At 49.8% G+C, this 25,611-nt stretch carries 21 protein-coding genes and 1 tRNA gene; 14 read left to right on the plus strand and 8 right to left on the minus strand.

What is annotated here, in order from left to right; genetic code table 11:
* Nucleotides 1-36 precede the first annotated feature (36 nt).
* Nucleotides 37-113 (minus strand) — tRNA-His (locus Mpt1_RS00950).
* A gap of 173 nt (nt 114-286) precedes the next feature.
* On the opposite strand from Mpt1_RS00950, the gene Mpt1_RS00955 reads away from it, so the two are divergent.
* Nucleotides 287-3,394, plus strand: coding sequence for an InlB B-repeat-containing protein (locus Mpt1_RS00955; protein WP_048111431.1), 3,108 nt, complete (start codon nt 287-289; stop codon nt 3,392-3,394).
* A 14-nt stretch (nt 3,395-3,408) separates the two neighbouring features.
* Here Mpt1_RS00955 and msrA read toward each other — a convergent pair whose 3' ends face one another.
* The gene (msrA, locus tag Mpt1_RS00960) at nt 3,409-3,951 is read right to left on the minus strand and encodes a peptide-methionine (S)-S-oxide reductase MsrA (RefSeq protein ID WP_048111433.1); all 543 of its coding nucleotides are present in this window, start codon (nt 3,949-3,951) and stop codon (nt 3,409-3,411) included.
* An 82-nt stretch (nt 3,952-4,033) separates the two neighbouring features.
* On the opposite strand from msrA, the gene Mpt1_RS00965 reads away from it, so the two are divergent.
* Both Mpt1_RS00965 and argF read left to right on the plus strand, forming a co-directional pair.
* Nucleotides 4,034-4,663 (plus strand): hypothetical protein, encoded by a 630-nt coding sequence (locus tag Mpt1_RS00965; protein WP_048111435.1) that lies wholly within the window; start codon nt 4,034-4,036, stop codon nt 4,661-4,663.
* A gap of 104 nt (nt 4,664-4,767) precedes the next feature.
* Nucleotides 4,768-5,682 (plus strand): ornithine carbamoyltransferase, encoded by a 915-nt coding sequence (argF, locus tag Mpt1_RS00970; protein ID WP_048111437.1) that lies wholly within the window; start codon nt 4,768-4,770, stop codon nt 5,680-5,682.
* Here argF and Mpt1_RS00975 read toward each other — a convergent pair.
* A complete protein-coding gene (locus Mpt1_RS00975; RefSeq protein ID WP_238603130.1) occupies nt 5,675-7,111 on the minus strand; it encodes a single-stranded-DNA-specific exonuclease RecJ in 1,437 nt (478 codons plus the stop codon). The two genes, argF and Mpt1_RS00975, sit on opposite strands and share 8 nt — an antisense overlap.
* A gap of 50 nt (nt 7,112-7,161) precedes the next feature.
* On the opposite strand from Mpt1_RS00975, the gene Mpt1_RS00980 reads away from it, so the two are divergent.
* The 8 genes from Mpt1_RS00980 to Mpt1_RS01015 all read left to right on the plus strand — a co-directional run bounded on the left by Mpt1_RS00980 (nt 7,162) and on the right by Mpt1_RS01015 (nt 14,626).
* Nucleotides 7,162-7,899: a metallophosphoesterase gene (locus Mpt1_RS00980; RefSeq protein WP_048111439.1), complete on the plus strand. Its 738-nt coding sequence runs from the start codon at nt 7,162-7,164 to the stop codon at nt 7,897-7,899.
* Nucleotides 7,900-7,987: 88 nt separating this feature from the next.
* Nucleotides 7,988-9,028, plus strand: a complete 1,041-nt coding sequence (locus Mpt1_RS00985) for an MtaA/CmuA family methyltransferase (RefSeq protein WP_238603131.1) — start codon at nt 7,988-7,990, stop codon at nt 9,026-9,028.
* A 100-nt stretch (nt 9,029-9,128) separates the two neighbouring features.
* Nucleotides 9,129-9,839 (plus strand): DUF169 domain-containing protein, encoded by a 711-nt coding sequence (locus tag Mpt1_RS00990; RefSeq protein WP_048111440.1) that lies wholly within the window; start codon nt 9,129-9,131, stop codon nt 9,837-9,839.
* Nucleotides 9,840-10,115: 276 nt separating this feature from the next.
* Nucleotides 10,116-11,444, plus strand: a complete 1,329-nt coding sequence (gene mcrB, locus Mpt1_RS00995) for a coenzyme-B sulfoethylthiotransferase subunit beta (RefSeq protein ID WP_048111441.1) — start codon at nt 10,116-10,118, stop codon at nt 11,442-11,444.
* Nucleotides 11,445-11,452: 8 nt separating this feature from the next.
* Nucleotides 11,453-11,875, plus strand: a complete 423-nt coding sequence (gene mcrD, locus Mpt1_RS01000; protein WP_048111442.1) for a methyl-coenzyme M reductase operon protein D — start codon at nt 11,453-11,455, stop codon at nt 11,873-11,875.
* 11 nt (nt 11,876-11,886) lie between these two features.
* Nucleotides 11,887-12,663, plus strand: a complete 777-nt coding sequence (gene mcrG / locus Mpt1_RS01005) for a coenzyme-B sulfoethylthiotransferase subunit gamma (RefSeq protein WP_048113581.1) — start codon at nt 11,887-11,889, stop codon at nt 12,661-12,663.
* 2 nt (nt 12,664-12,665) lie between these two features.
* Entirely contained in the window at nt 12,666-14,330 is a 1,665-nt protein-coding gene (mcrA, locus tag Mpt1_RS01010) for a coenzyme-B sulfoethylthiotransferase subunit alpha (RefSeq protein WP_048111444.1), read from the plus strand.
* A 5-nt stretch (nt 14,331-14,335) separates the two neighbouring features.
* Nucleotides 14,336-14,626: a DUF2098 domain-containing protein gene (locus Mpt1_RS01015; protein ID WP_048111447.1), complete on the plus strand. Its 291-nt coding sequence runs from the start codon at nt 14,336-14,338 to the stop codon at nt 14,624-14,626.
* 413 nt (nt 14,627-15,039) lie between these two features.
* On the opposite strand, the gene Mpt1_RS01020 is transcribed toward Mpt1_RS01015, so the two are convergent.
* Nucleotides 15,040-15,741 carry an SPL family radical SAM protein gene (locus Mpt1_RS01020; protein WP_238603132.1) on the minus strand — a complete coding sequence of 234 codons (702 nt, stop codon included), beginning with the start codon at nt 15,739-15,741 and terminating at the stop codon, nt 15,040-15,042.
* A 67-nt stretch (nt 15,742-15,808) separates the two neighbouring features.
* Nucleotides 15,809-17,083 carry an Nre family DNA repair protein gene (locus Mpt1_RS01025; protein ID WP_052399219.1) on the minus strand — a complete coding sequence of 425 codons (1,275 nt, stop codon included), beginning with the start codon at nt 17,081-17,083 and terminating at the stop codon, nt 15,809-15,811.
* 871 nt (nt 17,084-17,954) lie between these two features.
* Between Mpt1_RS01025 and Mpt1_RS01030 the strand changes: the two genes are divergently transcribed.
* From Mpt1_RS01030 to Mpt1_RS01035, 3 genes are all read left to right on the plus strand, one after another.
* Nucleotides 17,955-19,367 carry a hypothetical protein gene (locus Mpt1_RS01030; protein ID WP_048111450.1) on the plus strand — a complete coding sequence of 471 codons (1,413 nt, stop codon included), beginning with the start codon at nt 17,955-17,957 and terminating at the stop codon, nt 19,365-19,367.
* Nucleotides 19,368-19,632: 265 nt separating this feature from the next.
* On the plus strand, nt 19,633-19,782 hold the full coding sequence (locus tag Mpt1_RS07645; RefSeq protein ID WP_158386712.1) for a hypothetical protein: 150 nt from the start codon (nt 19,633-19,635) through the stop codon (nt 19,780-19,782).
* 330 nt (nt 19,783-20,112) lie between these two features.
* Nucleotides 20,113-20,754, plus strand: coding sequence for a CDGSH iron-sulfur domain-containing protein (locus Mpt1_RS01035; RefSeq protein WP_048111451.1), 642 nt, complete (start codon nt 20,113-20,115; stop codon nt 20,752-20,754).
* On the opposite strand, the gene Mpt1_RS01040 is transcribed toward Mpt1_RS01035, so the two are convergent.
* Genes Mpt1_RS01040 through hisD form a run of 3 tightly spaced genes read right to left on the minus strand, consistent with a single transcriptional unit; the run spans nt 20,751 to nt 25,577 of the window.
* Nucleotides 20,751-22,268 carry a Ppx/GppA phosphatase family protein gene (locus tag Mpt1_RS01040; RefSeq protein WP_048111452.1) on the minus strand — a complete coding sequence of 506 codons (1,518 nt, stop codon included), beginning with the start codon at nt 22,266-22,268 and terminating at the stop codon, nt 20,751-20,753. The genes Mpt1_RS01035 and Mpt1_RS01040 overlap by 4 nt on opposite strands.
* Entirely contained in the window at nt 22,261-24,324 is a 2,064-nt protein-coding gene (gene ppk1, locus Mpt1_RS01045; RefSeq protein ID WP_048111453.1) for a polyphosphate kinase 1, read from the minus strand. The genes Mpt1_RS01040 and ppk1 overlap by 8 nt, the downstream gene beginning before the upstream one ends.
* Nucleotides 24,321-25,577, minus strand: coding sequence for a histidinol dehydrogenase (gene hisD, locus Mpt1_RS01050; protein ID WP_048111454.1), 1,257 nt, complete (start codon nt 25,575-25,577; stop codon nt 24,321-24,323). Before hisD ends, ppk1 begins: the two co-directional genes overlap by 4 nt.
* Nucleotides 25,578-25,611: the final 34 nt, after the last annotated feature.

A 25,611-nucleotide genomic window follows, 5' to 3' on the forward strand; every position in this document is an offset into this window, starting at 1 on the left:
ATTCCCGTATCGATTTGTAAAAGTTAAATTTAAAGGTGGGGCCGGGACCGAGATTTGAACACGAGTCAAGGGATCCACAGTCCCCTAGGATAACCAAGCTACCCCATCCCGGCCATATGAGTGTCTGCTGATTATACCTGCTCTTAATAAAACTTTGCGTTAAATTATCGAGATAGGGCGGAAAATGCCGCCAACAGAATGATTAGTTTTAATATATGCCATCTGATTTCTGTATACAGTGTTCGCCTCAAGGAATAAAGCCGTTATCTTTGCGATTTGTTTGGTGATGATAGCATCGCTTTCATTCATTCTGATCGACAACAACGACTCGTCCGCTACCACAGTCGAAGTGAACGACTATGTCTCATTAATGGCGGCGGTCAATGACCCAAGCGTCACCGAGTGCGTGGTCACAGCTACCATATACCTGCCCCATACGACGGGGCCCACAGGCATAATAACAATTGACGGCAACAATGGAACAAGGGTCGGGCTGTCCATCACAGCTGACTATAACTACGGCTCATTTAGCAGTAGCAGCACAGTATTCATCGTTCCCGGCAGCAGCAGCGGCAAGTACAATTTTAAGAATCTGTCAATGAACGCAACAGACCTATTCATGGTCGATATCGGAGCGTGCAGCAGCACCGTCACATTCGACAACATTAAGTTCACAGGTTCATTCTATGAAGCAGTACATTCAGATCCATCTAATAATGCCAATGTTACGGTGAACGATTGTTATTTTAGAAATAACGCCGACTCTTTAGGGATAGGCATATCCATGGAGGGCGGAACGCTCACATTGAGCAATTCATTTTTCTCCATGGCGGGCGATAATTGTGTTAATGTTTATACGCCTGATCCCGTTTCAATTACGAACTGCTATATGGAAGTATACCCGGATACAATATATGGTTATTCGGGCAGTGCGGTGGTTAACAATGTAGATCTGGGAGGCAGAGTACAACTGTCGATAGACGGTTGCACATTTGTCGGCACAGACGGTACGGACCGGCCTCTGGTCATGTCCAGCATATTTGGGAGCACCTCGCAAAGTTCGGTAAAGGTCGTAAATTCCATATTCAAAGCCCCTCCGTCAGCCGTAAGCAGCGCTTCGGGCATCGATATTTGGGGAGAGACTCCTGGAAATATACTGATCGACAAATGTCTGTTCTCCGGTCTGCGCCCTTCGGGATCGGTAGTGCAGTTATCTTCGGACACAAGCAAAAACGTCACTTTCATTATATCAAACACAACGTTCGAATCTAATTCAACTGTAAGTCCATACTTGTATATGGAGACGCCCGTATTATCTGTGGTCGGTATGGATGGCGTGATAGTCAATTCTTCTTTCCTTTATAATACAGTGACTTTTTCCGGTCAGGCGACGGGATGTGTATTCTTGGACGGTGTGAACGTTGACCTCTTCAATAATACTTTCCGCAATAATGTTACGCACGACGGCACCTCTGCCGACATACCCGCATCCCTGCAGATCGCTTCACTGGGCGAGTCTACAGTATCTTTAGAAAGCAGCGTGAACATGATCAATAATTTATTCGCTCTGATCCTTCCCGCAGGGAACGAACCCAGCAGCTATCTGAATCCCACCATAAGCATCCCCGGGGTCGAAATGAATTATAACGGGTCCATATTGAGCGGCAGCGTGGGGATAAAAGACTCCGGCAAGAACAACATAGATAAATTCTATGTCGGCACAACGGATCCCATGAAAACATCGGGGCCGTTCGTCAACAACATCATAGACGGCGGATATGAGGCCGGATGCGATCTGGGGGCCGTTTGGGCGATCTGGGGGATGTCATACACAGGACCATCTACCTCCGGAACTATACCGACCGAAATGATTGCGCCGTTCGGAGATGCCGACGGGAAGGGCGCAATGTATGCGGGTTCACCCGCTTACGATCAGCGGGGACAGGGAAGAACAGGACTTCAGGACATAGGAGCGGTAAGCACGCCTTCTGCCGGATTTGATGCCAACGGAGGGTACTGGAACCCGACATACAGCGGATACAGTTCGCAATATCCGTATCAATTCTATGACGCGGTCACAGGCGGTTTTTCATTCATGGGTGCGGCGGCGAACAGCAGCGGTGAGTTCTTACTCCCGGACTTCGCAGAACTGAAAAACACGAACAGTGCGGTGAATTTATTGGGGTGGAGCACAGTAGCGGGTGCGACCGTGGCGGATCTCATTCCGTCCCTGACATATACGAATGGCACGCTGCAGGGAAGTTTTGCACAGGACAAAACATATTATGCTGTGTGGAGTACGGTACAGGTTGTTGTATTCTCTCCCGGGAACGGTTATAGTGATGTGGTGGTGACAGTAGGCTCAAGCGGAATGGTCGCATCTTCGGAGGTTCCTTCCGGCTATGCTACAGCGAATGGCATGAAATGGGTGGGATGGAGCTACATTAAGATCCTGGATAATTCAACGGCACCATGGTACCCAAGTATACCGATCGGGGAAACAACAGGTGTGATAAGCGGAAATTGGGAAGTAATATCTTCTCAGCCAAAGGCATATAAGGTCACATTTTCGAACGGAGGGCAATCAAACTCCGTCACCGTTAACTCGGGGGACACCGTAAGCAGGCCGGCTGACCCGATACAAGACGGCTACGAATTCAAAGGATGGTTCACCTCGGCGACAGGCGGTTCCCAGTGGGATTTCGGCACGCCCATATATAGCAACATAATTCTTTATGCACAGTGGGAAGAGACACCTCCTGTGACGTTCAATGTTACATTCGATCCCATGAACGGCAACGGACCGACGGTCACCGAAGCGATGCCCGGCGGAGCGGCATCGATACCCGGGACCCCGGTGCGGGACGGCTTCACCTTTGACGGATGGTACACATCACCGTCCGGCGGTACGAAATGGGATGCCGGTACACCCATAACAGGAAACGTCACACTGTATGCTCATTGGGTCGCAGGCGGCATCGACGAAAACAACAAAGGGTCCGATGCAGGGAATATTGTCGACGACACATGGTTCTGGGTAGCGGCGGTCGTCGCCTCGACAATAGCGACGTTAGGATTGGTTCCCGTTGTCATCATGGGATTCTCATCCCTGTCGGCGATCTCAGGGGACTTCTTCCAGAACTATGGTCAAGGAGAAGATGAAGAGAAGAACAGGCGTACTGTTGTTTTCGACCCGAGGAACGGCGGGACAATGTGGTCCACCACCGTTATCAGCGGGCGCAAGGTCAGCAAGCCATCAAGCACATGGGTCCATCCAAGAGGGATGAAGTTCTCGCACTGGTCCGAAATCGAAGGAGGTCCGCCCTTCGATTTCAACAAGCCCATCACGAAGACAACAAACATTCATGCCGAGTACGTAAAAAAGAACAAGTAACGCGGCCGATCCCGTCAATTATCCGAGAACATCTTTCGTATATGTTCCATCTCTTCTTTTGAGATATGGCAGTAACCGTCGGGATTCTTATCTAAATAATCCTGGTGGTAGGGCTCCGCGTCGAAGAAATTCTCCAAAGGACCGATCTCGGTATAGAATTCTTCATGTTTCTTTCTCTCACTTTCAACGTAGGATGTAACGATCTTCTCCGCCCCATCATCTACCCAATATATCCCCGTCCTGTATTGTATACCTCGGTCGTTCCCCTGGCGGTTCAACAATGTCGGATCGATCACCAAAAAGAAAACATCCAGGATGCGTTCCAACTTTACTAACGCCGGGTCATAGCAGACCCTTACCGCTTCGCAATATCCGAACTTGCCTGAGCACACCGTCATGTAATCGGGGATGAAAAGAGGGTATCCGTTCGCATACCCGCATTCGGTATCGATCACACCGGGTATCATAGATAGTACTTTTTCCAGGCCCCAAAAGCATCCGCCTGCGAGATATATCGCCGACCCGTCGCAAGGAGCGGTATTTTTTGCGTGAGACACGAGCACATTACCGAACTGCCGCTATAAAAAAAGCGGCTTGGGCTTGTGTATGTTTATATAGATAAAACGCACATTAGAATATGTGGAAATCTACAGAAAGCACCATTTGAAGATCATGATGATCGTCCTAGGACTCATTGTATTGCTGACCACGCTGTGGTCAAGCTTGGATTCAGTGGATTTCCAGAACAGATCCCTCCAGAATCTCGGCGGCATAGCGTTTGGTGTTATGGTGCTGACGTTCGGATTGAAGGTCGATGACACCCACAGATCAAAAGCGGCTCAAGTATCGGGGTTCATCCTCGTTATCGGTACGGCGTTCGCGACACGTGAGTTCTGCAACCTTGCGGGTCAATGGAGTGCGGAAGGATTGAACTTTACCGCCAACGTTCTTCTTCCCGCGATCGGTGTGATCATGGGTTTCGTGCTATCCGGTTCTTCGGACTATGTCACCGGAAGGAAAAAGAGCAGGAGCAACAAGATAATATGGATGCTGGTCGTATTCTCTTTTGCTGCGATATGCGCATTGATGCTGTACCGCACGGTGGACATCATGCAGTACTTTGGCACAACGCTTGCTTTCTATGCAGTATTCATCGAGTACATATGTTACATTATCATCTTCGCATACGGTCTGTATTCCATGTTCTCTGATGAGATCAGATATAACATGACCATCGGGGTCACGCCCCCCGATGATGCCGAGGCCTAAACTATCCGGTGAAGCCTCAATATATGCGGTTTTTAACATTTTAGGGTACATTTGTCCATTTTTGAGCATAAGTGTTAATAAGAAGCCAAATCAATCCGTGCTCTATGGCAAAAAAGGACCTTATCTCAGTAGTGGATATGAAGGAGGAGTGGCCGGGCCTTATAGATCTGTCCATCAAACTCAAAAAAGAACGCGGTAAGCATAATGCGCCGCTGAAGGGCAAAACGCTGATAATGATATTCGAGAAACCCAGCACGAGAACGAGGATATCCTTCGATGTTGCCATAACCGAGCTCGGCGGCCATGCGCTGTACATCGACGCATCAAAACTGCACATGGGGCACGGGGAAACGGTCGAAGATACCGCAAAGGTGATGAGCCGCATGGCGCACGGGATAATGTACCGCGCCTACGACTACAAAGTGATGGACAAATTTGGCGAGATCGCAACGATACCGGTCATAAGCGGACTCGACAACCTGGAACACCCCTGTCAGGCATTGGCGGATATGGTCACTATCAGAGAGAAGCTCGGCTCCTTCCGCGGTAAAAAAATGGTCTATCTGGGGGACGGTAACAACGTCTGCAACTCTCTGCTCTACGCAAGCGCGATAATGGGGTTGGACATGGTGGCATGCTGCCCGGCGACAAGAATGCCCAACGCGGAGATCATGCTGGGGGCGGCCCGCATAGCCGATGCCAATGGAAGCAAGATCCTGGCCTCGCACGACCCGAAAGAGGCCTGCAAAGATGCGGATGTGCTCTATACAGACACTTGGATCTCAATGGGGGACGAAACCCCCGTGGAGAAAGCGGTCAAGATATTCAGCATGTATCAGATCAACAGCGAACTTCTTTCGATCGCGAATCCCGGCTGCATAGTGATGCACTGTCTGCCGGCGCACAGAGGTTTCGAGATAACGGCAGAGGTCATGGACGGGCCGCAAAGCGTGGTGTTCGATCAGGCGGAGAACCGTCTGCACGCACAGAAAGCGGTGCTCTATACTCTGCTCAAATGATCTGAGAAGATACAAGGTCCTCCACGATATCGAGGAATTCCTCTTCTTTACCGGCAGGTATGGTGGCTCCCGCAGCGACCTTATGGCCGCCGCCGTACCCGCCCACCATTTCGGATGCGGTCTTCATTATGAAGGAGAGATCGAGCCCGCGGTCGGTAAGTATCCGACTTGCTCTCGCCGATACCTTCGTGCCGTCTTCCGCATCCGCAAAAGCAAAGATCGGAAGCCCTTTGTTCGCCTCTCCGGAATTAAGAAGCATCCCGGCGACGATCCCCACCACCGTCTCCCTGACATCGGAACCGGCATCAAAATATTGTACGAACCTGCGTTCTCTCAGGAGACGATTCTCTTTTATGTAACTTATAGCGGTCGAGATGTGCTTTCTGTGATCGGAGCGGTTCTTTTCCGCATCCTCTAGTGCCGTCAGGTCCCCGCGACATATCCTGAGGCCGGTAACAGCATCGTCATATCTTCCGCAGGAGTTCAGGACCGTCGCGAACTCCTTCGCATCCCTGAGCCCGGGGCAGTTGCTGTACCTTGATAACGTATAGATCTCTCCGAACAGTCTTTTTCTTGTCTCATCGTCTCCTGCCAATGAAAGCAATCTGTCGGAGGCAGATCTCCTTTCTTCGGGGGAGAGGTCCCTCCAAGTTCTCTGCACATTTCCCCTTTTCAGAGGTATGTTCAGGTCGGAAAAGAACGCATTGCAGCCGTGACCGTTCTCGCTGATACCCGGTATCGGGGGATCGCTGCTGTATTGAAGGAACTGCACCAGCGGCCTGTAATCACGTCCGAAGTATCGTATGTCCTCTTCCACAACTACATCTCCTGCGGATACGGCTTCGTCAAGAATGGCTTTGTTGTATCCGATGAGTTTTGATTCTCTCCCGTCTTGAATGTCCCCGATCGCCCCTATCACGGCAAGATATGCGAGATCCGTGTTTCTTGGGTCCGCTGTTTTGGAAAGGAGATAGGTCATGCCTGCGCCGCACACCTCGTACGACCCCGACACCCCGTATGTGTGCGGGTTCAGATGATACATCCTTTCGAAGCCGTCAATGGTCGTCTGACGGCTTTTCCATTTTGGATCGGGAATATGGTGGTCGGTCACAATTATCCCGGGTCTTTTGAATTCTGAAAGGTAAGCGCTACCGAGATCACATATCCAAACGATATCTTCGCTCGATCCGTTGATCAATGCGATGGTGTCCTCGGAGATCTTCTTCTCAAAAAGGATCCTGTATCCTTTGCCCAACCTGTCCAGAGTGATGGAAGCTATCCCCCCGGATGCGATCCCGTCGGCATCGATATGTGTGACCACGAGAACGTCTTTTGCTGATGTCAATGCACCGGCCGCTCTCTCAAGATCATTGATCAGCCTGTTGCAATAAACACCATCCGCACCCATTTTCTCCGACCGGTTCCCCATCACCGAACAATAAGAAATACTATTGCATGAGACCCGATTAATACAGGCATATGCATTTGGGGGATATGCGGTCGTGCGAGATACTTCCCGGCGTAAAGGTGACCAACGACAGGTGTCTTATACTTGACGAGGGACCGACCGCCGTCCTGGGGGACTTGCATCTGGGTTACGAGAGCGCTCTTGAGGAAGAAGGGATGTACATCCCGAGGATCAACACCGAGTCCATCAGGGATGCGATGAACGATATGCTCTCCAGATACGAGCCGAAGAGGGTCGTCCTTTTAGGGGATATAAAGCACGACTTCAAGAGGTCCAAATGGGAGGCCAAAGCGGAGGTGAAGAGGATCATGGAGCTTCTGACGGAGGCCTCAGACGTCATCGTGGTCAAAGGCAATCACGACAACTTCCTGCAGAACATACTTTCGGACATCGGTCTTTTGGCAGTAGACTACGTCGACATCTACGGATTCAGAATGGAACACGGTCATGTGGATTCCGGCGTAAGGCCGGTGATAATAGGGCACGAGCACCCATCCGTCAGGATACCGGGCGTTATGAGCGGCGGTATGAAGATGCAGTGTTTCGTCCACCAAAAGGAAGATGGGATAATCGTGCTCCCTCCGTTCAGTCCTTTTTCGTCGGGTAACGATCTGGTCATTGACGGGAAGTGCGTCATGGCACCGGCGCTTTGCAACTCCGATTACTCCGAAGCCGACATCTACGGGATTTCGGAAGTGGGGATAATGAAGCTGGGGAAGCTGAGAGAAGTGATGGAGATCAACCTGTGATACTATTCCCGAAAAGGATGATAGGATACAAGTGGAACCTACCCAATTAAATAACAGTATTTTCTTTATGGTTTCAGGAGAATAATTTATGTCAATGACTCCAAGAGACAGAGTAATCGCAGCGATGAAAAAAGAGTCGCTCGACAGGCCCCCGGTGGCAATTTTCACCCAGGCCGCAACGACTTCACAGATGGACAAGGTCGGCGCAGCCTGGCCAGAGGCGCACAAAAAAGCAGAACTTATGGCGAAGCTCGGAACCGCACAGGCAGACGTCTTCGGATTCGAGTGCGTAAGGGCACCGTTCTGCCTCACCGCTGAGGCAGAGAGGCTCGGATGCAAAGTGCAGGTCGAAAAGAAAGACGCGGCACCGATGATAAAAGAGCACCCCTTCCACTTCGACCCGATGGCGGGAGAGTTCGACAGCCCGTCTGGACTCATGTCGCCAGAAGAATTCCTGAAAGGCGGAAGAGTTGCAGAAGCGATCAAAGCGATCGGCCTTATGAAGAAATCCCACGGAAAGGAATATGCAATTGTTGCCGGTAACACAGGTCCGTTCACACTTGCAGGACACATGGTCAACACAGAGAATGTGGTATTCGGTATGATGATGGCTCCGGAAGAGGTCGCGAATTGGGTAAAGAGCATAAACCCCATCGTAAAAAAATACACACAGGCACTTGCGGACGCAGGCGCAGACGCCATCCAGATGTCCGAGCCTTCTGCATCCACAGATATGATCGCACCTGATATGTTCGACGATGCATCCGGTAAATACTTGAAGGAAAGCCTCGCCAAAGTAAAGAACGCATTCTCGGTGCTCCACATATGCGGAGACACATACCCGATCCTTGACGGAATGATCGGGACAGGCGTCAGCGGCCTCTCGATCGAGGAGAAGGTCGACCCCGCCAAAGCAGTGGCAAAGGTTGCCAAGAGAGCAGCACTCATAGGAAACGTCGGATCGGTCAGACCCATGTTCCAAGGAACCCCCGCAGAGGTCAAAGCGGCGGCAGCGAACTGTGTGAAGGCAGGATTCAACGTCATATCTTCCGGCTGCGGTATCGTCACGGCGACTCCCGATGCCAACATGAAGATGCTTGTCGACACGGTCAAGGCGTCCAAAAAATAAATTCGAACAACAAACTTCTTCCAAACCTCTTTAAACTTCTATTACAAGATTTGATGTTGTCACATAATGTATTTCACTTCACACAGTGATACACCGCCCCATGTCCGACGTTTTGAAAGCAAATGCAGAGTACGCCGAGAAGATGAGATCAATACTCAAGCTGAGGCATGAACCGGTCGCTGTGAAGCTGATACGAGAAGGAGAGAAGTACCCCAATGGTACAACACCGCCGCTGCTGCAGCTGAGTCACTGCCAAGCAGTCTTCCGCGCCAAAGAAGGGGAATGCCTCAGTGTTCCGCTGGCAATGAATAACTGCCACGTCGGTGCTGCGGTACTCGGAATGACGGAGACCCCTGAAAAAGTCGCTAACGGGGAGTTCCACGGAGGTACAGGCATACACGATTCTGTCGCCGCCGCTAAGCACATGATTGACCACAGGATAATGATACCCTATAAAACGGTCGGAGAGGCGGTCTGCCCCCTCGGGAAGGCCGATTTCGTACCCGATGCCATTGTTTTTGTGGATATTCCTGAGAGGATATATTGGATAGCGGCAATGTCCACAGCGGAGAAAGGCAACCGTGTGGTATTCAGTACAGCTCCGTTCCAATGCGCCTGCGAAGACGTGGTCGCTATGCCGATCGTTGAGGGCAAACCGAATCTATCTTTGGGATGTTTCGGATGCAGGAAAAAGACCGACATGGAAGCGGACGAATTGGCTTGCGGGGTCCCGTATAAGCTGATACCGGGATACGTCGCAAGACTCGAAAGATACTCTTCCGGACCGATCGCAAAGGCAAAAAGAGATTGAAACCACTTCTCACAATTTTTTCCGACATAATGAAAATAAGTTATTATTCCTGCATTAAAAAAATATTTCTTGATAGAAATCTATTAATATTGATGGCTGAACATATGTTGTTACCAGCAGGTTATATCCAACTAAAAACTGGTGAAAACGTGTTATTTTTTTCTAAAAATCAGTCTTTCCTATAGTTTTATATTATATTAAGAGATACTCAGATTTGCAAGGGGTATGCGAAAAACCCACAATTTTTCGCAAGTTTATTGAATAAGGAGGTATAAAATGCCAAAATACAAGGACGTAGTAGACCTGTATGACGACAACGGAAAACGCATCGCAAAAGATGTGCCGTTGGAAGCCATCAGTCCATTGCGCAACAATGCGATCAAAAAGATTGCATCTCTCACCAAGAGAACAGTTGCGGTCAGCCTTGCCGGAATCGAGAAGGGCTTGAAATCCGGAGCAGTAGGCGGCTCAATGATCAAAGGAAAAGAGATCGACATCGAATTGGTCAAAAACGCAAAGAAGATCGCAGCAGCAGTAAAGGACAAAGTCCAAGTGACAGCTGACGACGGCACAGTCGTTACCATCAAAGGAGACGGAAAGAGCCTGGTCGTCATCGTGCCGGCAGCTAGGACGGACGCCGGTGTAGAATACACAACCGGATTCACAGCCGTCGCAGCCGCAGTCACAGAAGCGATCATCGATGAGTTCAAAGTCCCGATGTACAAAGCCAACATGGTCAAGGCCGCAGTCTGGGGAAGGTACCCGCAGACAGTCGGTTTCGACGGTGCCAATGTGAAATCGATCCTTGAGATCCCCCAGAACAATGAGGGAGCAGGATTCGCACTCAGGAACATCATGGCTAACCACGTCGTCGCACTCGTAGGCAAGAACGCAATGCAGGGTGCAGCACTCTCGGCAATATTCGAGCAGTGCGCCGCATTCGAAATGGGAGACGCGATAGGTAACTTCGAGAGAAGCCACCTTCTCGACCTCGCATACGTCGGACTCAACGCTAACAACCTGGTTTACAGCACAGTCAAAAAGAACGGAAAGACGGGAACGGTCGGTTCAGTCGTCGAGACCCTCGTAGGAAGGGCACTAGAAGACGGAGTCATACGCGTAAAAGAGACGCTCCCCTCTGGATACAAGGTCTATACAACAAAAGACCTCCCGCTCTGGAACTCATATGCAGCAGCCGGTCAGGTTGCAGCTGTAATGGTAAACATCGGTGCGGCAAGAGCGGCACAGGGTGTCCCCGGAACAGTTCTGTACTACAACGACCTGCTTGAGCACGAGACCGGACTGCCCGGAACCGACTTCGGAAGATCCGCAGGTGTCGGTGTAGGTATGTCATTCTTCTCACACTCCATCTATGGAGGAGGAGGCCCCGGTCTGTTCCACGGAAACCACGTCGTTACGAGGCAGTCCAAAGGAGTACTTATCCCCGCAGTTACGGCAGCAAACTGTCTGGACGGCGGAACGCAGACGTTCTCCCCCGAGGCAACATCCGGACTCATCAAAGAAGTGTTCGGTGACATGAGCGAATTCAACTCACCTATGCAGTATGTAGGTGCCGAGGCGAAGAAGATCGCAAAGAAGGTCTGAGGTCTTTTATGACGAGTGAACCAACTGTAGAATATGCGGGAATACCGCTCCCCGAAGTGGAGGTCTTCTCCAACGTTCTGCTGAGCCACGGCACGACTGAAAAAGTGCTCAATGCGCTCGATCCTATCAAGCACATAAGGCAGATCAACATGACCGGCGAAAGCTTACCGAAGAATCTGAACAGCGGGCCAGCCAAAGGGCTTCCCAACGACCACTCCGAACGCAAGGTGATAAAGGTCGGCGGACGTGACGTAGAGCTCAGATTCTTGGTGGGGGCGTTCTACATCGAACTCGATGTGGAGAACGAAGCGATGCTTGATGAAGCAGTTAAGAAGATCAAGGCTGCGTGCGATGCAACATTGCCTCGCGGATTCAGCCTCACAGTGGGAAGATACTCGAAATACAGAAAGACACTCAGAGATTACAGATGAAGGTGAAAAATATGACAGCATACAAAAGACAGTTCTACCCCGGAGCATCCTCCCCTGCAAAAAACAGAAGGAGATACATGGATCCGAAGGTCAAACTGAAGAAAATTCGCGATGTATCAATGGATGACGTCGTAAGACTCATGGGACACCGCAACCCCGGAGAGGACTACAAGTCTATCCACCCCCCGATACAAGAGGGCAAAGAGCCGAACTGCCCGATAAGGAAACTTGTCGAGCCGATCGACGGAGCAAAACACGGAGACAGGATCAGATACATTCAGTTCACTGACTCGGTCTACTTCGCACCCATATCCCCCTACCAGAGGGCATGGATGTACCTTTCGAGAGAGAGGGGAGTGGACACCGGAACCCTGTCCGGAAGGCAGATCATCGAAGTAAGGGAGAGAGACCTCGAGAGGATGGCAAAAGAGCTCATCGACAACGAGACATTCGACCCCGCCCTGACCGGTATCAGAGGAGCCACCGTTCACGGACACGCATGCCGTCTCGACGAGAATGGCCTGATGTTCGACGCATGGCAGAGATACGTCTGGGATGACAAGAAGAAAGAAGTAGTGTACGTCAAAGACCAGGTCGCAGTACCCCTTGACAGGAAGATCTATGTCGGAAAACCGGCATCGATGGCTGACCTGAAAAAGAGGACAACGATCTTCAGAGCAGACGGCGTAGACATGAGGGATGACAAAGAGGTCACAGCTTACGGTCTCAGGATCCACAAGCTCAGGACACTCGGCGGTTACCAGCCCTTCAACGTAAAGGATGTGTAAATATGGCAGCCAAACAGAAAGACAAATTATTCATGGACGCGGTCAAGAAGAAATTCAAAGAAGACCCGACCGACATGGAGACAAAATATTACTGCTACGGAGGCTGGCGCCAGTCAAAGAGCAAAGTGGAGTTCCAGAAAGCCGCTCAGGCTATCGCCAAGAAACGTGGCTTCCCGATGATGAATGAGGACATCGGTGTCCCGCTCGGACAGAGAGCGTGGATGCCCTACCAACTGTCGCACACCGACATCTACGTAGAGGTAGATGACCTTCACTGCATCAACAACCCCGCTATTCAGCAGGCATGGGATGACATAAGGAGGACTATACTTGTAGGACTCAACTCCCCGCACGAGACCATCGAAAAGAGGCTCGGAAAGGAAGTTACTCCCGAGACGATCAACAACTATCTGGAAGCAGTTAACCACACAATGCCCGGCGGAGCGATCGTTCAGGAGCACATGGCAGAGTGCAACCCCGCACTTGTTTCCGACTCATATGTCAAAGTGTACTCCGGGGACGACGAGCTTATCGACGAGATCGACAAAAGATTCGTCATCGACATCAACAAGCTCTTCCCCAAGGCACAGGCAGACCAACTGAAGAAAGCGATCGGAAAGAACCTGATGCAGGCAGTACGTGTACCCACCATGGTCGGAAGGCTCATGGATGGTGCAACAGTATCGAGGCACGCGGCAATGCAGATCTCAATGGCTTTCATCTCCTCCTACAAACTCGCAGCAGGAGAGGCAGCCATCGCAGACTTCGCGTACTCCGCGAAGCACCTGTCGATCAACATGGGAACCATGATGCCCGCAAGGCGTGCAAGGGGACCCAACGAACCCGGCGGAATACCCTTCGGATTCTTTGCAGATATGCTCCAGTCTGACCGTGTATACCCGAACGACCCCGCAAGAGCAGTCCTCGAGACCGTCGGTCTCGGAGCGGCGATCTTCGACCAGGTCTACCTCGGCGGATACATGTCCGGCGGTGTAGGATTCACCCAGTACGCATCGGCCACATACACCGACAACATCCTTGAGGACTACGTCTACCACGCAGTCGACGTAATAAAGGACAAGTACGGTGGCCTCTGCAAGCTTGACCCGTCGAAATACGACGAGCTCATGAAACTCGGTGACGATGTCAACGCATACGCGTTGGAGATGTACGAGAAATACCCGGCCATCATGGAGACCCACTTCGGCGGATCCCAGAGGGCGACAGTCGCAGCAGCAACGACCGGTATCGCAGGATCAATGGCGACCGGTATCGCAGACTGCGGTCTGAACATGTGGTACCTCTCGATGCTCCAGCACAAGGAGAGGACAGGAAGGCTCGGATTCTACGGATACGACTTGCAGGACCAGTGCGGTTCCGCGAACTCGTTCTCCTACAGGTCCGATGAGGGTCTCCCCGCAGAGCTCAGGGGTCCCAACTACCCCAACTACGCAATGAACGTAGGTCACCTCTCCGGATACTCCGGTATCGCAAAGGCATCCCACGTCGCACGCGGAGACGCATTCACTGCCAACCCCTACATCCGTGTCGCTTTCGCTGACCCCAGCCTGGTCTTTGACTTCGCTAACGTCACGAAAGAGATCGGAAGAGGCGGCCTCAGAGAGTTCGTCCCGGCCGGCGAGAGAACCGCGGTCATCAAAGGCTGATCCCGATGATGGCAGGGGACATACTCAAGTACATCCCGACGTCGACCGTCGGAAAGGTAGTGGATACCAAAGAGAAGGACGGAATAGTCTGGGTGAAACTGGACAACACCGGCCTCTACTATGACTCCGCTTACCTCAAACCGGCAGACAGATCGGAGTATAGAGAGGTGTCTTTCAAAGAGCGCGAGAGGAGATCCGCCGGCAACAAGGAGGAGGCCCAGACCATACTCAACGAGATGCAGAAAGCAGAGGAAGAGGTGGATATAAAGGACTATACTCCGAGCGGCGGAGGATAAACTTTTTATTTATTTTCATTCCCTCCTTCGGGAGGGGTGCTTTTTCTTATTACAATATATCAAAAGAAATTGCCCCGCATTATCCTTACGTATGGGGGCCGGCCGATATTTATATAAAAATGTGGTAGAATCATAAAGACTATATATGCTGTCTGCGTTATTTAAATCATTCTAGATGGCGCAAAGTGATGCCAAGCTAGTAGGGGGGACTGACTTGAAACACAATGTACTACCATCCGCATTTGTGGAAGCTGATATGGAAATAGGGGCCATGCTGGCTTTCAACAGACCTCCCGACGCCGTATTTACATAGGGCCGGCGGGAATAACCGAATCAAGGTGATCCGATGTCCATGTTTTTTGAAACATTTTATTCCTCCTTTGGGGCAGCGTCCCCTCTTTTTTATAATGTGCTTAAAAAACATTTTTCACGATAAGGCCCGAATCCACTGCCAGTTTTCGTATGTTCTCTTTCGCTTCTTCCGAACCCCTGATGTTCATGCGGTTCAATCTTTCCATAAGCTGGGGGCGAAGGTTCAAAGAATCGATGAACACCCTTTTAACGCCTGTCGATACGACCGCATCGACAAAGTCCTTTTCATTGCCTTCCAGGTGGTTCAATATAGGACCTATGAGCGCATAAGTGTCGATGCCTCGGGATGTAAGCTGTTCGAGAGCATAAAGCCTTTTTACGGGCAACGGAGCGCCCGGCTCTGTGATCTTTGAGTATTTTTCGTCGATGCCCGTGATCGTTACTCCGACCTCTCCTCTCATAGAGGCAAGAAGATCCGCATCTCTCAAAACAAGGTCCGATTTGGTATGAAGATGGATGCGAAAATCCCTTTCTTTCAATATTTTGAGGCACCTCTGTGTAAGTTTGAATCTTTTTTCTGCGTATTGGTAAGGGTCGGTGACTGTCCCGATACCTATCGTTCCGTCAAGTCCGGACAACTCCTTTGAAAGTCGGTCAGGTATGTTCGATCGCACTTTCACTACGCGCCAATCCTTCCAATCTGTATGAAGGACCTCGGGCGCATAGCAGTAGACGCACCCGTGCTCGCAGCCGCCGTATGGATTCAGGGCGTAATCTATGCCCGGAAGGCCGGATGGGGACAAAGCCCTCTTTGCCTCAATTATCCTGTAGAATCCCCCCCATTCGGAGGCGTCTTCGAATTCGATAAGGTCAGTAATAGTCCTCGATCCTCCTTTGCGTCAGGTAATCCCTCAATATGCCGGAGTTCCGGATCCAGGTGTCCTTCTTGATATCCATCACCCCATCCACATGTGCCAGGGCTCTATCTAATGTTTCGAACTTGAACGGTTTTGTCGTCAGCGCCGCTCTGACATTCTCTCTTACATTCCACACTCCGACAGGCATGATGTACCCAGGATGCGCTTCCCTCATTATGACAACACCGGCCGTTCTCCGCTGTTCCAGCAATAACTCGTTCACAGCCATCCTTGCCGCATAGTAGCAGCCGCCTATCTCTGCATATTCGGACCTTCCCTCAAAGAGTTCATGGCTTGAGATTATGTCTATATCCTTGCCGAGGGGGTTCCATGTTGTGTTGGGGTACCAAGCTTCGATAAGCTCATATCTCCACGTACACGGCATCATCAGGATGCACCATCTGTTGTCCAGCTGTTCCCACTGGTAGATCCTGAATTCATCTATCGTCGGGTTGTACTTTGTCGTTTTCAGCAGGTTCTTTCCGATAATGTCATCAACGGCGGTTATGCTCCACCTTGTCGGAACGAAGCGTCTTCTTTTCTCCACTCCCATCGTGCCGACAGAGAAAGCCTTCTGGATCTCCGATATCAAGGTACCGTTCTCGTATGCATTCACAACGCCGAGTGTGGCGTTAAGGTCGGTGTCATAGAAATTCTTCTCAAGATTCCTTTCGAACCGGCCGTTCCCGATGGTCATGCCGTCCATTCTCGCCGAGGGGCCGAACGGCTGCACTTCATCATCCAGAACCACTCTGCCCCGAGGTTTTTGTCTGAAGTTGGCCTCAACTTCCAGAGGTCTTTCTGTCAGCGCCAATTCTTGAACGTTATCCACTATCCTGCCGGCGGCCTTGAAGTTCGTAGCGTCGATCCTGTATTTCCCCCGGACGAGCCTGAACCTCATATCAACGATCTCATCAATGGATTTTCCGACCCAGTATTCAGGTTTGTCCATGATCGAAGTGTCGCCGAACTCCGGAGGCAAAAGGGGGCCGATATCCACCTTCGGGTATCCGTATCTTCCCACGAACACAGCCGGAGGGCTGCAGCCGGCCAGATCCTTTATGTTCATCAGGGGCATTGTCTTCTGCTGGGAGTAGAACTTCACCATCAGAGGGCAGCGGTCCTTCCCGCAGAGTCTTCTGGAACCTTTGCAGATTGAGCAAAGACCTGACTTGACCGGAGCCTGATTTGCCTCCGCCATCTTATCAAAGAACTCTGAGCCGGACATCTATCTTTACTATATGGGGTTCTCAGAGAAAAACCTTCACGGACGAAGCATCATGCAGATCATTTTTTGATGCCGTTCATTGCGATAATTATCCTCTTAAAATTAGAAATGGCAAATTTTAATATGAGGGGCGGAGGAAAACTTGTCCTGATATCAATTGATGATATGGAAACTTGTCGTTATCAGTACGCCGGCTGTGTAAAGGATGATAAGGTTTTCTTCAATGGGGACCATATAACATGAACAATGAATTTACAAACATAAAAGACACGGAGGAAGACCTATCAACTCAAGGCTGGGATGTGATCACCGCTGCCTTATAGGCAATGTATCCCGATCAACCAGATCCTTTGCATTATGGGACGCTGATAAGCTGGCGGCTGGGTGGTGAAGACCTGCTTGACGGCATCAGCATTTATGATGGAGGAGACTTCCGGCATTCCTTGGCATACGGTTTTTCTGAACTTTATGAAAAAGAAACGGAGCGGTTATGGGTTCGAACTTACTATGAAACTCAAGAAACTGCCAGGCGTGGATGATAAGGAGTTCGGGTGAATTGCGGAGTTCTGCAGTCGCTGGCACGGTATTCCTTCGGCAATGGGGCGATCTTCAAGCCATATGAATATATCTACGCTCAACAGAAAAGCGGTTTTGACGCAAAAGGCACATCAAAGTTGACCGGCTTTGGTACTTTGCCGGTGCTGCGGGAATGATAGAAACACCTAACGGCAAAGTGGAATTTGTTTGCCTTGTGAGGCTGACAGACAAGGAGTTGCGGAATATATATATGAGAAAAAGCATACAACAAAAGAGATCCTCGAACTGCGGCCGATTATTCGCGGAGCGATGTGATTTAACAAGAGGAATATAAATGCCGAACAAAGACATCGCGTCATTTTTGTCAAGGAAGGTCGATCTGCCTTACGACAGCGATCTGGCCGACACGTTGTTGGAACTCCGTGCCGCATGGGGTGAAGCCATCCCGTCACTGAACGAAGCGGTATTCGACGAGCTTGCCGAGAACTACGGCGGCGAGGATTATTACGAAGACGCCCTTACAGCCTTTGCACAGGAGCTGACGACCAAGGGCTATCAGCTGTTCTTGATTTCAGAGGACGTGGACACTTTCATCTACGCCGCAGAGGATGAGATCCAACCGCTTGAGAAACTGTTGAAAGGAAATAAGGAACGTTATAAAAAACTAAAGCAACAGGGGTGTAAATTCGGAATGCCCGCGAAACGCAATGATACCGCCGGGCGTATGATGGGAACAAAATTCCCGCAGAGTAACGAGCCAATTGCGTTCAAGTCTATTGCAGGCGACCGCGTCTATGGTATAGGGTATGAGGATGGCCGTGCCGTCAATGGCTTTGCGATCGATCTGTCACAAAGCGAATGGAAATATCACTATTATGAGAAGTACCATTTGAATGTGGTATATGATCCCAAGTCACAAACCTTCGCAGGCTGGGATTCTGTCAGCAATCGTGTTGTGATCGGAAAAGAACCGAACGATCCGCATCATTGGAAGGCGGTCTCGCCGCCTGCTCTGAACAAGGTCCAGAGACTTTTTTGGTGTGGCGGCGACCTGTTCTTCGGGTACGGTGAAAATATATTCGTTGTGCAGAACGGTCAATGCGTTCAGCTTTCAAGCAGCAAGATAGAATATAGTTCTCTTGACTTCTTGCAGACAGGGGATGGGAAGATATATGCTTCTAATAATGCTTGGGCACTATTTTGTATCACCAAAGATCAGTCCGGCAGATATGTTGCAAGACCTCATACTTTCAAGTTCATGCAGAATGGGTTCTTACTGCACGGATGCGCGAACGGCAATAATGTCCTTTACTGCCAGCCATTAGTAGAAAAGGGGAAAATAATCCCGGCGCTAATACAAGTTAATATGGACAGCGGCCGATATTCATACGCAAAACTGAAGCACATGACCGGCAGTGCGAACATAAAGGACTGGGATAATGAATTCTGGTACGTGGATGGGATGTTGGATCCTCTGAAAAAAAGCTATGACATGGCACAGTTCATAAGCAAAAAGACAGGCGAAATATACCGCATAAGATCGGGTGCACTGGGTAAATATCGTTTATCAAATGCCGTACGTCTATCAGATGGGAAAATAGTCTTCATAATCAGCGTTTCAGGCTCGAACAAGCTGTTCAAGCCCGATGATTTCTGGGGATATCTTAAGGAGATGAACCCCAACCCGGAGAAATTGGAATGGAATGAGTCAGAGGTGTTATTCCCGAATCAGCCGAAATTGGAATAAGAATGAAGTTTTGAACAAAAGGAGATGTGCAGTGAGTGAATAATAATGATATCTCCGCCGAGGCCGCAGCAGGATCGATTGCCGGCAGTGTTCCGGCATAGATGTATTCCGTTCATCAAATAGCAGTATTCTAAAGGACTCAGATTGTTCTATAAGTTTTCATTAGAACAGTATGTGGTCACCCTGAAGCTGCTGGATATGATAACGCCTTAACATTGCCAAAAGTTATTTATTCTGGGCAAACGGTAGTTAATCTGGTAATACCATGGCTGAACAAAAAGGCAAAACCGAGAAGGCAGTGGACAAATCTGTTGATGTAGGCAAAGATGTCGGCAAAGGTGCGTGGAATGTCACGAAGAAGGTCGGCAAAGGCGTAGGGGATGGCGTCAAGAAAGCCGCCAAAGATGATAAGTAAGGCATCATCTCCGACAGGCAGAATTTTGCTTTAAAAACAGATTGCAAAAAACATATTTTCGGGATCGAATGATCCCGCATCCACTTTTTAATGAGATTTGAATGTTATTCAAGTCAAGAATCTGTGCAAAACACCAACGTGGGAAAGTGTGAGCAAGAGATAACTGGTCGAAACCGGTGCAAGGGGTTATCTCTTGCTATGATTTGTGCATGATTGTTTGAATATTTGAAACATTGTAGAAATGTTACGGATATTGCCTAATTGGGTAATACAACAATAATATTACATCAGTAATTATTTTTACAACAAAGACAATCCAACGGTGATAATATGGGCGACGGTATGAAGATAAAGATCACAACGAACGGGCCCTTAATGGTTATCGGGGGTGTACCGTTAAAGGGAGAAGTAATCAAAAGGGATTCTATGGGACGTTCCGAGAAGTGGGAAGAAGTGAAAAGTTACTACCGTAACGGCACTTATCCGCTTTGCAGATGCGGGAAATCCACAGATAAGCCATTCTGTACCGGAGATCACATCGGTTGGGACGGTACCGAGACCGCAAAAAGGAATACGTTCGAAGAGAGGGCAAAGGCCTATCCCGAATCGGACGGAATAGTACTTCTTCAGGACCCGGCCCTTTGCGACGGTTCTGGGTTCTGTCACGGAATACACAATATAAATCAGACGGCCAAGAACAAAAAGACCCTGGAAACTGCAAAACAGCAGGTCCACGACTGCGCAAGCGGAAGCATCGTAATGAAGGTGGACGGTCAGGTCTGGGAACCCAAATTTGAGAAGAGCATATCTGTCACAGGTACGCCGGGGAAGAAGGGCCCGTTCTGGGTAAAGGGCGGTGTACCTCTCGAATCTGCCGACGGCTACACATACGAGGTCAGGAACCGCATGACATTGTGCGGTTGCGGAAAGTCAAAGAATAAACCATTCTGCGACGGTGCGCATAAAAATTAAGCCAGCTTTACTTTAAGGCCGAGGCCGAAAACCGTTTCAAACTCCTCATTTAGCGTTTTTAATTTCCACATTTCCATATTGATGTCCGACTCGGAGCCGATATTGAGGACCACATCGTGCTCCGAAATACACATCTCTATCCAATCTATAGCAGAGTTGCGGCGCCTGTCCAATATGTCCGAGATCTTCAGGATCATGGCGCATTTAAGAAGATCGGAGGTCTCTTTCTTATCCATGTCTTTGAATTGTTTCGAACCCTTTGAAGGAAAGTTCCCATGGTGGAACTTTGTCATCAATGCCATCAGTTTAAGTTCCTCGTTATCGAACCCGAGAAGATATGAGTTGAGGATGATGATGTAAGAATGGAGATGGTGTTTCGGATAACTTATGAATTCTCCGATATCATGGAGGGTTGCGGCATACGAAAGGAGCATCCTCATCTCATTGTCCATGTTGTGGATTCCCTCTTCTTTCATTTTATCGAACAGCAGCAGAGCATTCCTCTGCACGGTCTCCGCATGGGCCTGATCATATTGGCACCTTTTTGCCAGATTCAGGACGGACGATTCTTTCACATCGAAGTTAGTGTAACCATTGCTGAGCATGTAGTCTATCTCCATGCCCTGTTTCATCCCCTTGTCGGTTATCTCGATCCTGTCTATCCCGAGGAGATACATCAGTTCCTCTGCGATCGCTCCTCCGGAAACGATGATGTCCGCTCTCGAGGGGGTCATGCCCAGCACATCTTTTCTTTCTTCAACACCTTTGGTGTACAGTTCTTTCATGACCTCCACAAGCTCATAATACATCATGTAGGAGTCGTCCCCGTCCCTTTTTGCGGCACAGATCTTGGCCAATGCGATCATTGTGCCGGATGAGCCGTATGCCCGCTCAAAACCGATCTCTCTGATCTTGCGGCATGTGCGATAGGACATCATATCAACGTGCCGTCTGAGATAATCGTATTCCGAGAATGTTATTGCTTTGTTGTGATCCTGATCGAACCCGTTGGCAAGCCTTATGCATCCGAGGCTCAGCGAATCGGAGAACAAACATTCCTTTCCTTTGCACAGTACTATCTCGGTGCTGCCCCCTCCGATATCGATCTCTAAACTCTTCTGGAACGGGCCGTCCGGGCCGAACACCCCCAGCCGGATCAGCCTCGCTTCTTCGAACCCCGAGATGATCTTTACGTCCACTCCTTCGACCTTCATCGCATCCAGCAGCTCTTTTCTGTTCGATGTTTCTCTTGCGGCGCATGTTGCATACGCGATTATCTTCTTGGCGCCAAGGTTCTTTGATATCTTTACGAAATTTGAAACAACAATGCGCGTCTTCTCTATCGTTTCCTTATCAATATTGCCGTGTTTGAATAGATTTTGACCGAGTCTTACATTCTCTTTGTCCTGAAATATGGGTGTACCCATCGAATCCTTAAAGAAACGTACAACTAAGATGTGTATCGAGCTTGTACCGATATCAATGAAACTGACAACCTCCGAATCATCATCCATGCCATATGCCCCTATGATCAATGAACCATTTTTGCGAGCGGAACTTCCTGCCCTTTTTGTTTATGGGGATGTAATTGCCTTCCGGAGTGAGCATCTTCGCTTTAGCTGTATCTTTTAAATGAACATCGAGAATATTATTTTTTATGTGGTAAAGGATATTTTTGTCCAGTACCGGGAACAGGACCTCCACTCTTGCGATAAGGTTCCTCGGCATTACGTCCGAGGATCCCAAATATATCTCCGGGTCCCCGTCATTTTCGAAATAGTATATTCTGGAGTGTTCAAGGAACCTGTCGACTATGCTTATCACTCTGATGTTCTCGGAGATCCCTTTGACACCCGGCCTTAAGCAGCATATCCCCCTTATGTTGAGGTCTATCTTCACTCCAGCCATCGACGCTTTGTAAAGCTCTGCGATAATGTCGGAATCCACGAGGCCGTTCGCTTTGATCGCAATATATGCTTTCTTCCCCTGCTTCTGATTCTCCCGTTCTCTGCCGATCTTTTCGATGAGGGCTTTCTTAAGTGCGGCGGGGGCGACAAGGAGGTGCCTATATTCCCTCGGCCCGAACACTCCCGTCAGAGCGTTGAACAATTCTCCGACATCTTTTCCGATCTCCTCATTCGCCGTAAGGAAAGAGATGTCCCCGTACTGCCTTGCCGTGCTCATGTTGTAGTTGCCTGAGCTTATGTGGGTATATTTCACAAGCTTGTCCTTTTCCAGCCTCACTACCTGAAGCAGCTTCGAATGCACTTTGAGCTCTATCGGCCCGTAAACGACATGCACTCCCATTTTATCAAGTTCTTTTGCCAGATAGATGTTGTTCGTTTCGTCGAACTTCGCGCGGAGCTCCATCAGGACGGTGACAGCCTTCCCTTTTTCTTTGGCTCTTTTCAGCGCATTGATTATGGAGCGGTCCTTTCCTATCCTGTAAAGGCATATCTTGATGCTTTGGACGTTCGGATCGTCTGCCGCGTCCCTCAAGAATCTAACGATTATGTCGAACGGTTCGTACGGATGGAATATTATCCAGTCCTTTTCCTTTATGGTCTTGAATATATTGTGGCCTTCTCCGAATTCCGGCGGTACGTACGGAACGAACGATTCGTCCTTTAATTGCGGCGCATCGATGGAGGCGATCTGCCATAGATCGGTAAGAAGCATCCCCCCAAGCGTCGCGGTGTGTATCTGGTTCTCGCCCAGCTTCAGATTGGTTCCGAAAAGAGAGAGCATCTCCGGAGGCATTCCCTCTTCCGCAAGCATCCTGACCGGGAAACCGATGTCTCTCGAGTCCAGGGACGTTTCGATCGCGGACATCAGGTCGTATGCCTCGTCTATCGTTACTTTGATGTCGGCGTTCCTGGTCACTCTGAAAAGGTATGCTTCAGATATCATTCCCGGGAAAAGCGCCTCGATATGCGATTCGATTATGTCCTCCAGCTGAACGAAGTCCATCCCTGCGGTCTCCGACGGCACCCTTACAAATCTAGGCAGTATCCCGATCGGAACTTTCACTCTGGCATATTTGTCTTGGCCATTGTGGTCGATCTTCACTGCCACGTTAAGTGAATTGTTTGAAATGAACGGGAACGGATGAGACACATCCAAGGCAAGAGGAGTAAGCAAAGGATGCACTCTCTCCTTGTAGTAGTCTGCGACCCAAGCCCTCTGGCTTTCCGATAATGAGTCCACATCATGGATCCTGATCCCATTTTTGAACAACTCGCCTCTCAGCATCCCCCAGCATATCTCATAACCTATGACCAGATTATCTACCGAGGCTTTGATCTCATGCATGAGTGCCTTGGCATCCAGGTAGATGTCGGGACCTATATTGGTCATGTTGTTGCTTTCCGCTCTCTGCAGAAGCCCCGGGACCCTGATCATAAAGAATTCATCCATGTTGCCGTAGGCAATAGCAAGGAACTTCACTCTCTCAAGCAGCGGGACCGATCCGTCTCCGGCTTCAGCTAAACATCTGCGGTTGAACTCTAACCACGATAACTCGCGGTTGACATAGAGACTGTGGTCGAAAAGGTTGATGTTCTCTTTCATTCCTTTTTCCTTTCCCTTATTTTTACAGACGCGGAGTGTGCGTGCAGTCCTTCCGCTTTGGCTATGGCCATTATGGTGGGCGCTAAAGTAGCAAGCCCATCCTGAGATATGATCTGGACGGTGGACGTCTTCCTGAAGTGTGCAACATTCAACCCGCTCACAACCGAAGAGTGTCCCGCAGTGGGCAGGACGTGGTTGGTCCCGGAGGCGTAGTCCCCCGCGGCCACAGGCGTATATGGTCCGACGAATATCGATCCGGCGTTGGTGACCTTTGAGAGGACATCTAACGGGTCTTTGACCTGAATGGAGAGGTGTTCCGGAGCAATGCCGTTCATTATCTCCACTGCTATGTCCATGTTCTTTTCCACAATGTACCCGGAGTTTTCCAGCGCCTTTACTATTATCTCTTTTCTCTGAGCCTTGCTCGTCTGTTCCTCTATGAATTTCCAGACCTTTGCCGGAAGTTTCGGGTCGGTAGTGACAAGGAGGCACGCAGAGGACGGATCGTGTTCGCACTGTGCTACAAGATCGGCGGCAATGAACTCTGCATTTGCTGTCTCGTCTGCAAGAACGCCTATCTCGCTCGGCCCCGCCGGGAAGTCTATCTCCACATTCTTTCTAAGCATTGTTTTTGCCGCTGTGACATACACGTTGCCGGGACCGACTATCTTCTGTACGGGCTCTATGGACTCGGTACCGAGTGCCATCGCGGCTATGGCTTGCGCACCGCCGACCTTGAAGATCTCGTCAACGCCTGCGATATCCATCGCAACCAGTGTCAATGGATTTATCGGGGCGGGGGTGCAACATATGACCTCTTCCACTCCCGCGACCCTTGCCGCAATGATACACATAAGCGCTGTGGAAGGATATGACGCTCTTCCTCCCGGAATATAGCAGCCCACTCTCTCCAGCGGCGTGCTCTTCACGCCCAAAGTAATGCCGGGTTCGATCTCCTTCAGCCAGAGGTCCTGAGGGATTTGAAGTTCATGGAATCTCTGTATGAACTCAGCTGCGTTCTCAAGTTCGTCGACCAGGATAGGATCCACCGTCTCGTAAGCTTCTTCGATCTCGTCCCGTGTGACCTCAAGGTCCTCCAATACGATCTTGTCGAATTTCAATGTCAGGTCGATCAGTGCTTTGTCCCCCTCGAACCTGACAAGGTCGATAATATCTTGTACGGTATCGGTAACCTCATCAACTTTTGACTCACGGTTCTCTTTCCAAAAGCTCTCGTCCACCTGCTTCCACATGGTTCAAGCAATCTGTTGGAAGGATTTATATTAT

It is taken from the genome of Candidatus Methanoplasma termitum, from assembly GCF_000800805.1.
Taxonomy (GTDB): Archaea; Thermoplasmatota; Thermoplasmata; order Methanomassiliicoccales; family Methanomethylophilaceae; genus Methanoplasma; species Methanoplasma termitum.

Excerpts from the sequence above, each read along its gene's own strand:
- Mpt1_RS00955 (WP_048111431.1), top strand. The coding sequence starts at position 287 with ATGATAGCATCGCTTTCATTCATTCTGATCGACAACAACGACTCGTCC.
- argF (WP_048111437.1), top strand. The coding sequence starts at position 4,768 with ATGGCAAAAAAGGACCTTATCTCAGTAGTGGATATGAAGGAGGAGTGG.
- Mpt1_RS00975 (WP_238603130.1), bottom strand. The coding sequence starts at position 7,111 with ATGGGGAACCGGTCGGAGAAAATGGGTGCGGATGGTGTTTATTGCAAC.
- Mpt1_RS00980 (WP_048111439.1), top strand. The coding sequence starts at position 7,162 with ATGCATTTGGGGGATATGCGGTCGTGCGAGATACTTCCCGGCGTAAAG.
- Mpt1_RS00985 (WP_238603131.1), top strand. The coding sequence starts at position 7,988 with ATGTCAATGACTCCAAGAGACAGAGTAATCGCAGCGATGAAAAAAGAG.
- Mpt1_RS00990 (WP_048111440.1), top strand. The coding sequence starts at position 9,129 with ATGTCCGACGTTTTGAAAGCAAATGCAGAGTACGCCGAGAAGATGAGA.
- mcrB (WP_048111441.1), top strand. The coding sequence starts at position 10,116 with ATGCCAAAATACAAGGACGTAGTAGACCTGTATGACGACAACGGAAAA.
- mcrD (WP_048111442.1), top strand. The coding sequence starts at position 11,453 with ATGACGAGTGAACCAACTGTAGAATATGCGGGAATACCGCTCCCCGAA.
- mcrG (WP_048113581.1), top strand. The coding sequence starts at position 11,887 with ATGACAGCATACAAAAGACAGTTCTACCCCGGAGCATCCTCCCCTGCA.
- mcrA (WP_048111444.1), top strand. The coding sequence starts at position 12,666 with ATGGCAGCCAAACAGAAAGACAAATTATTCATGGACGCGGTCAAGAAG.
- Mpt1_RS01015 (WP_048111447.1), top strand. The coding sequence starts at position 14,336 with ATGATGGCAGGGGACATACTCAAGTACATCCCGACGTCGACCGTCGGA.
- Mpt1_RS01025 (WP_052399219.1), bottom strand. The coding sequence starts at position 17,083 with ATGTCCGGCTCAGAGTTCTTTGATAAGATGGCGGAGGCAAATCAGGCT.
- Mpt1_RS01030 (WP_048111450.1), top strand. The coding sequence starts at position 17,955 with ATGCCGAACAAAGACATCGCGTCATTTTTGTCAAGGAAGGTCGATCTG.
- Mpt1_RS07645 (WP_158386712.1), top strand. The coding sequence starts at position 19,633 with ATGGCTGAACAAAAAGGCAAAACCGAGAAGGCAGTGGACAAATCTGTT.
- Mpt1_RS01035 (WP_048111451.1), top strand. The coding sequence starts at position 20,113 with ATGGGCGACGGTATGAAGATAAAGATCACAACGAACGGGCCCTTAATG.
- Mpt1_RS01040 (WP_048111452.1), bottom strand. The coding sequence starts at position 22,268 with ATGGATGATGATTCGGAGGTTGTCAGTTTCATTGATATCGGTACAAGC.
- ppk1 (WP_048111453.1), bottom strand. The coding sequence starts at position 24,324 with ATGAAAGAGAACATCAACCTTTTCGACCACAGTCTCTATGTCAACCGC.
- hisD (WP_048111454.1), bottom strand. The coding sequence starts at position 25,577 with ATGTGGAAGCAGGTGGACGAGAGCTTTTGGAAAGAGAACCGTGAGTCA.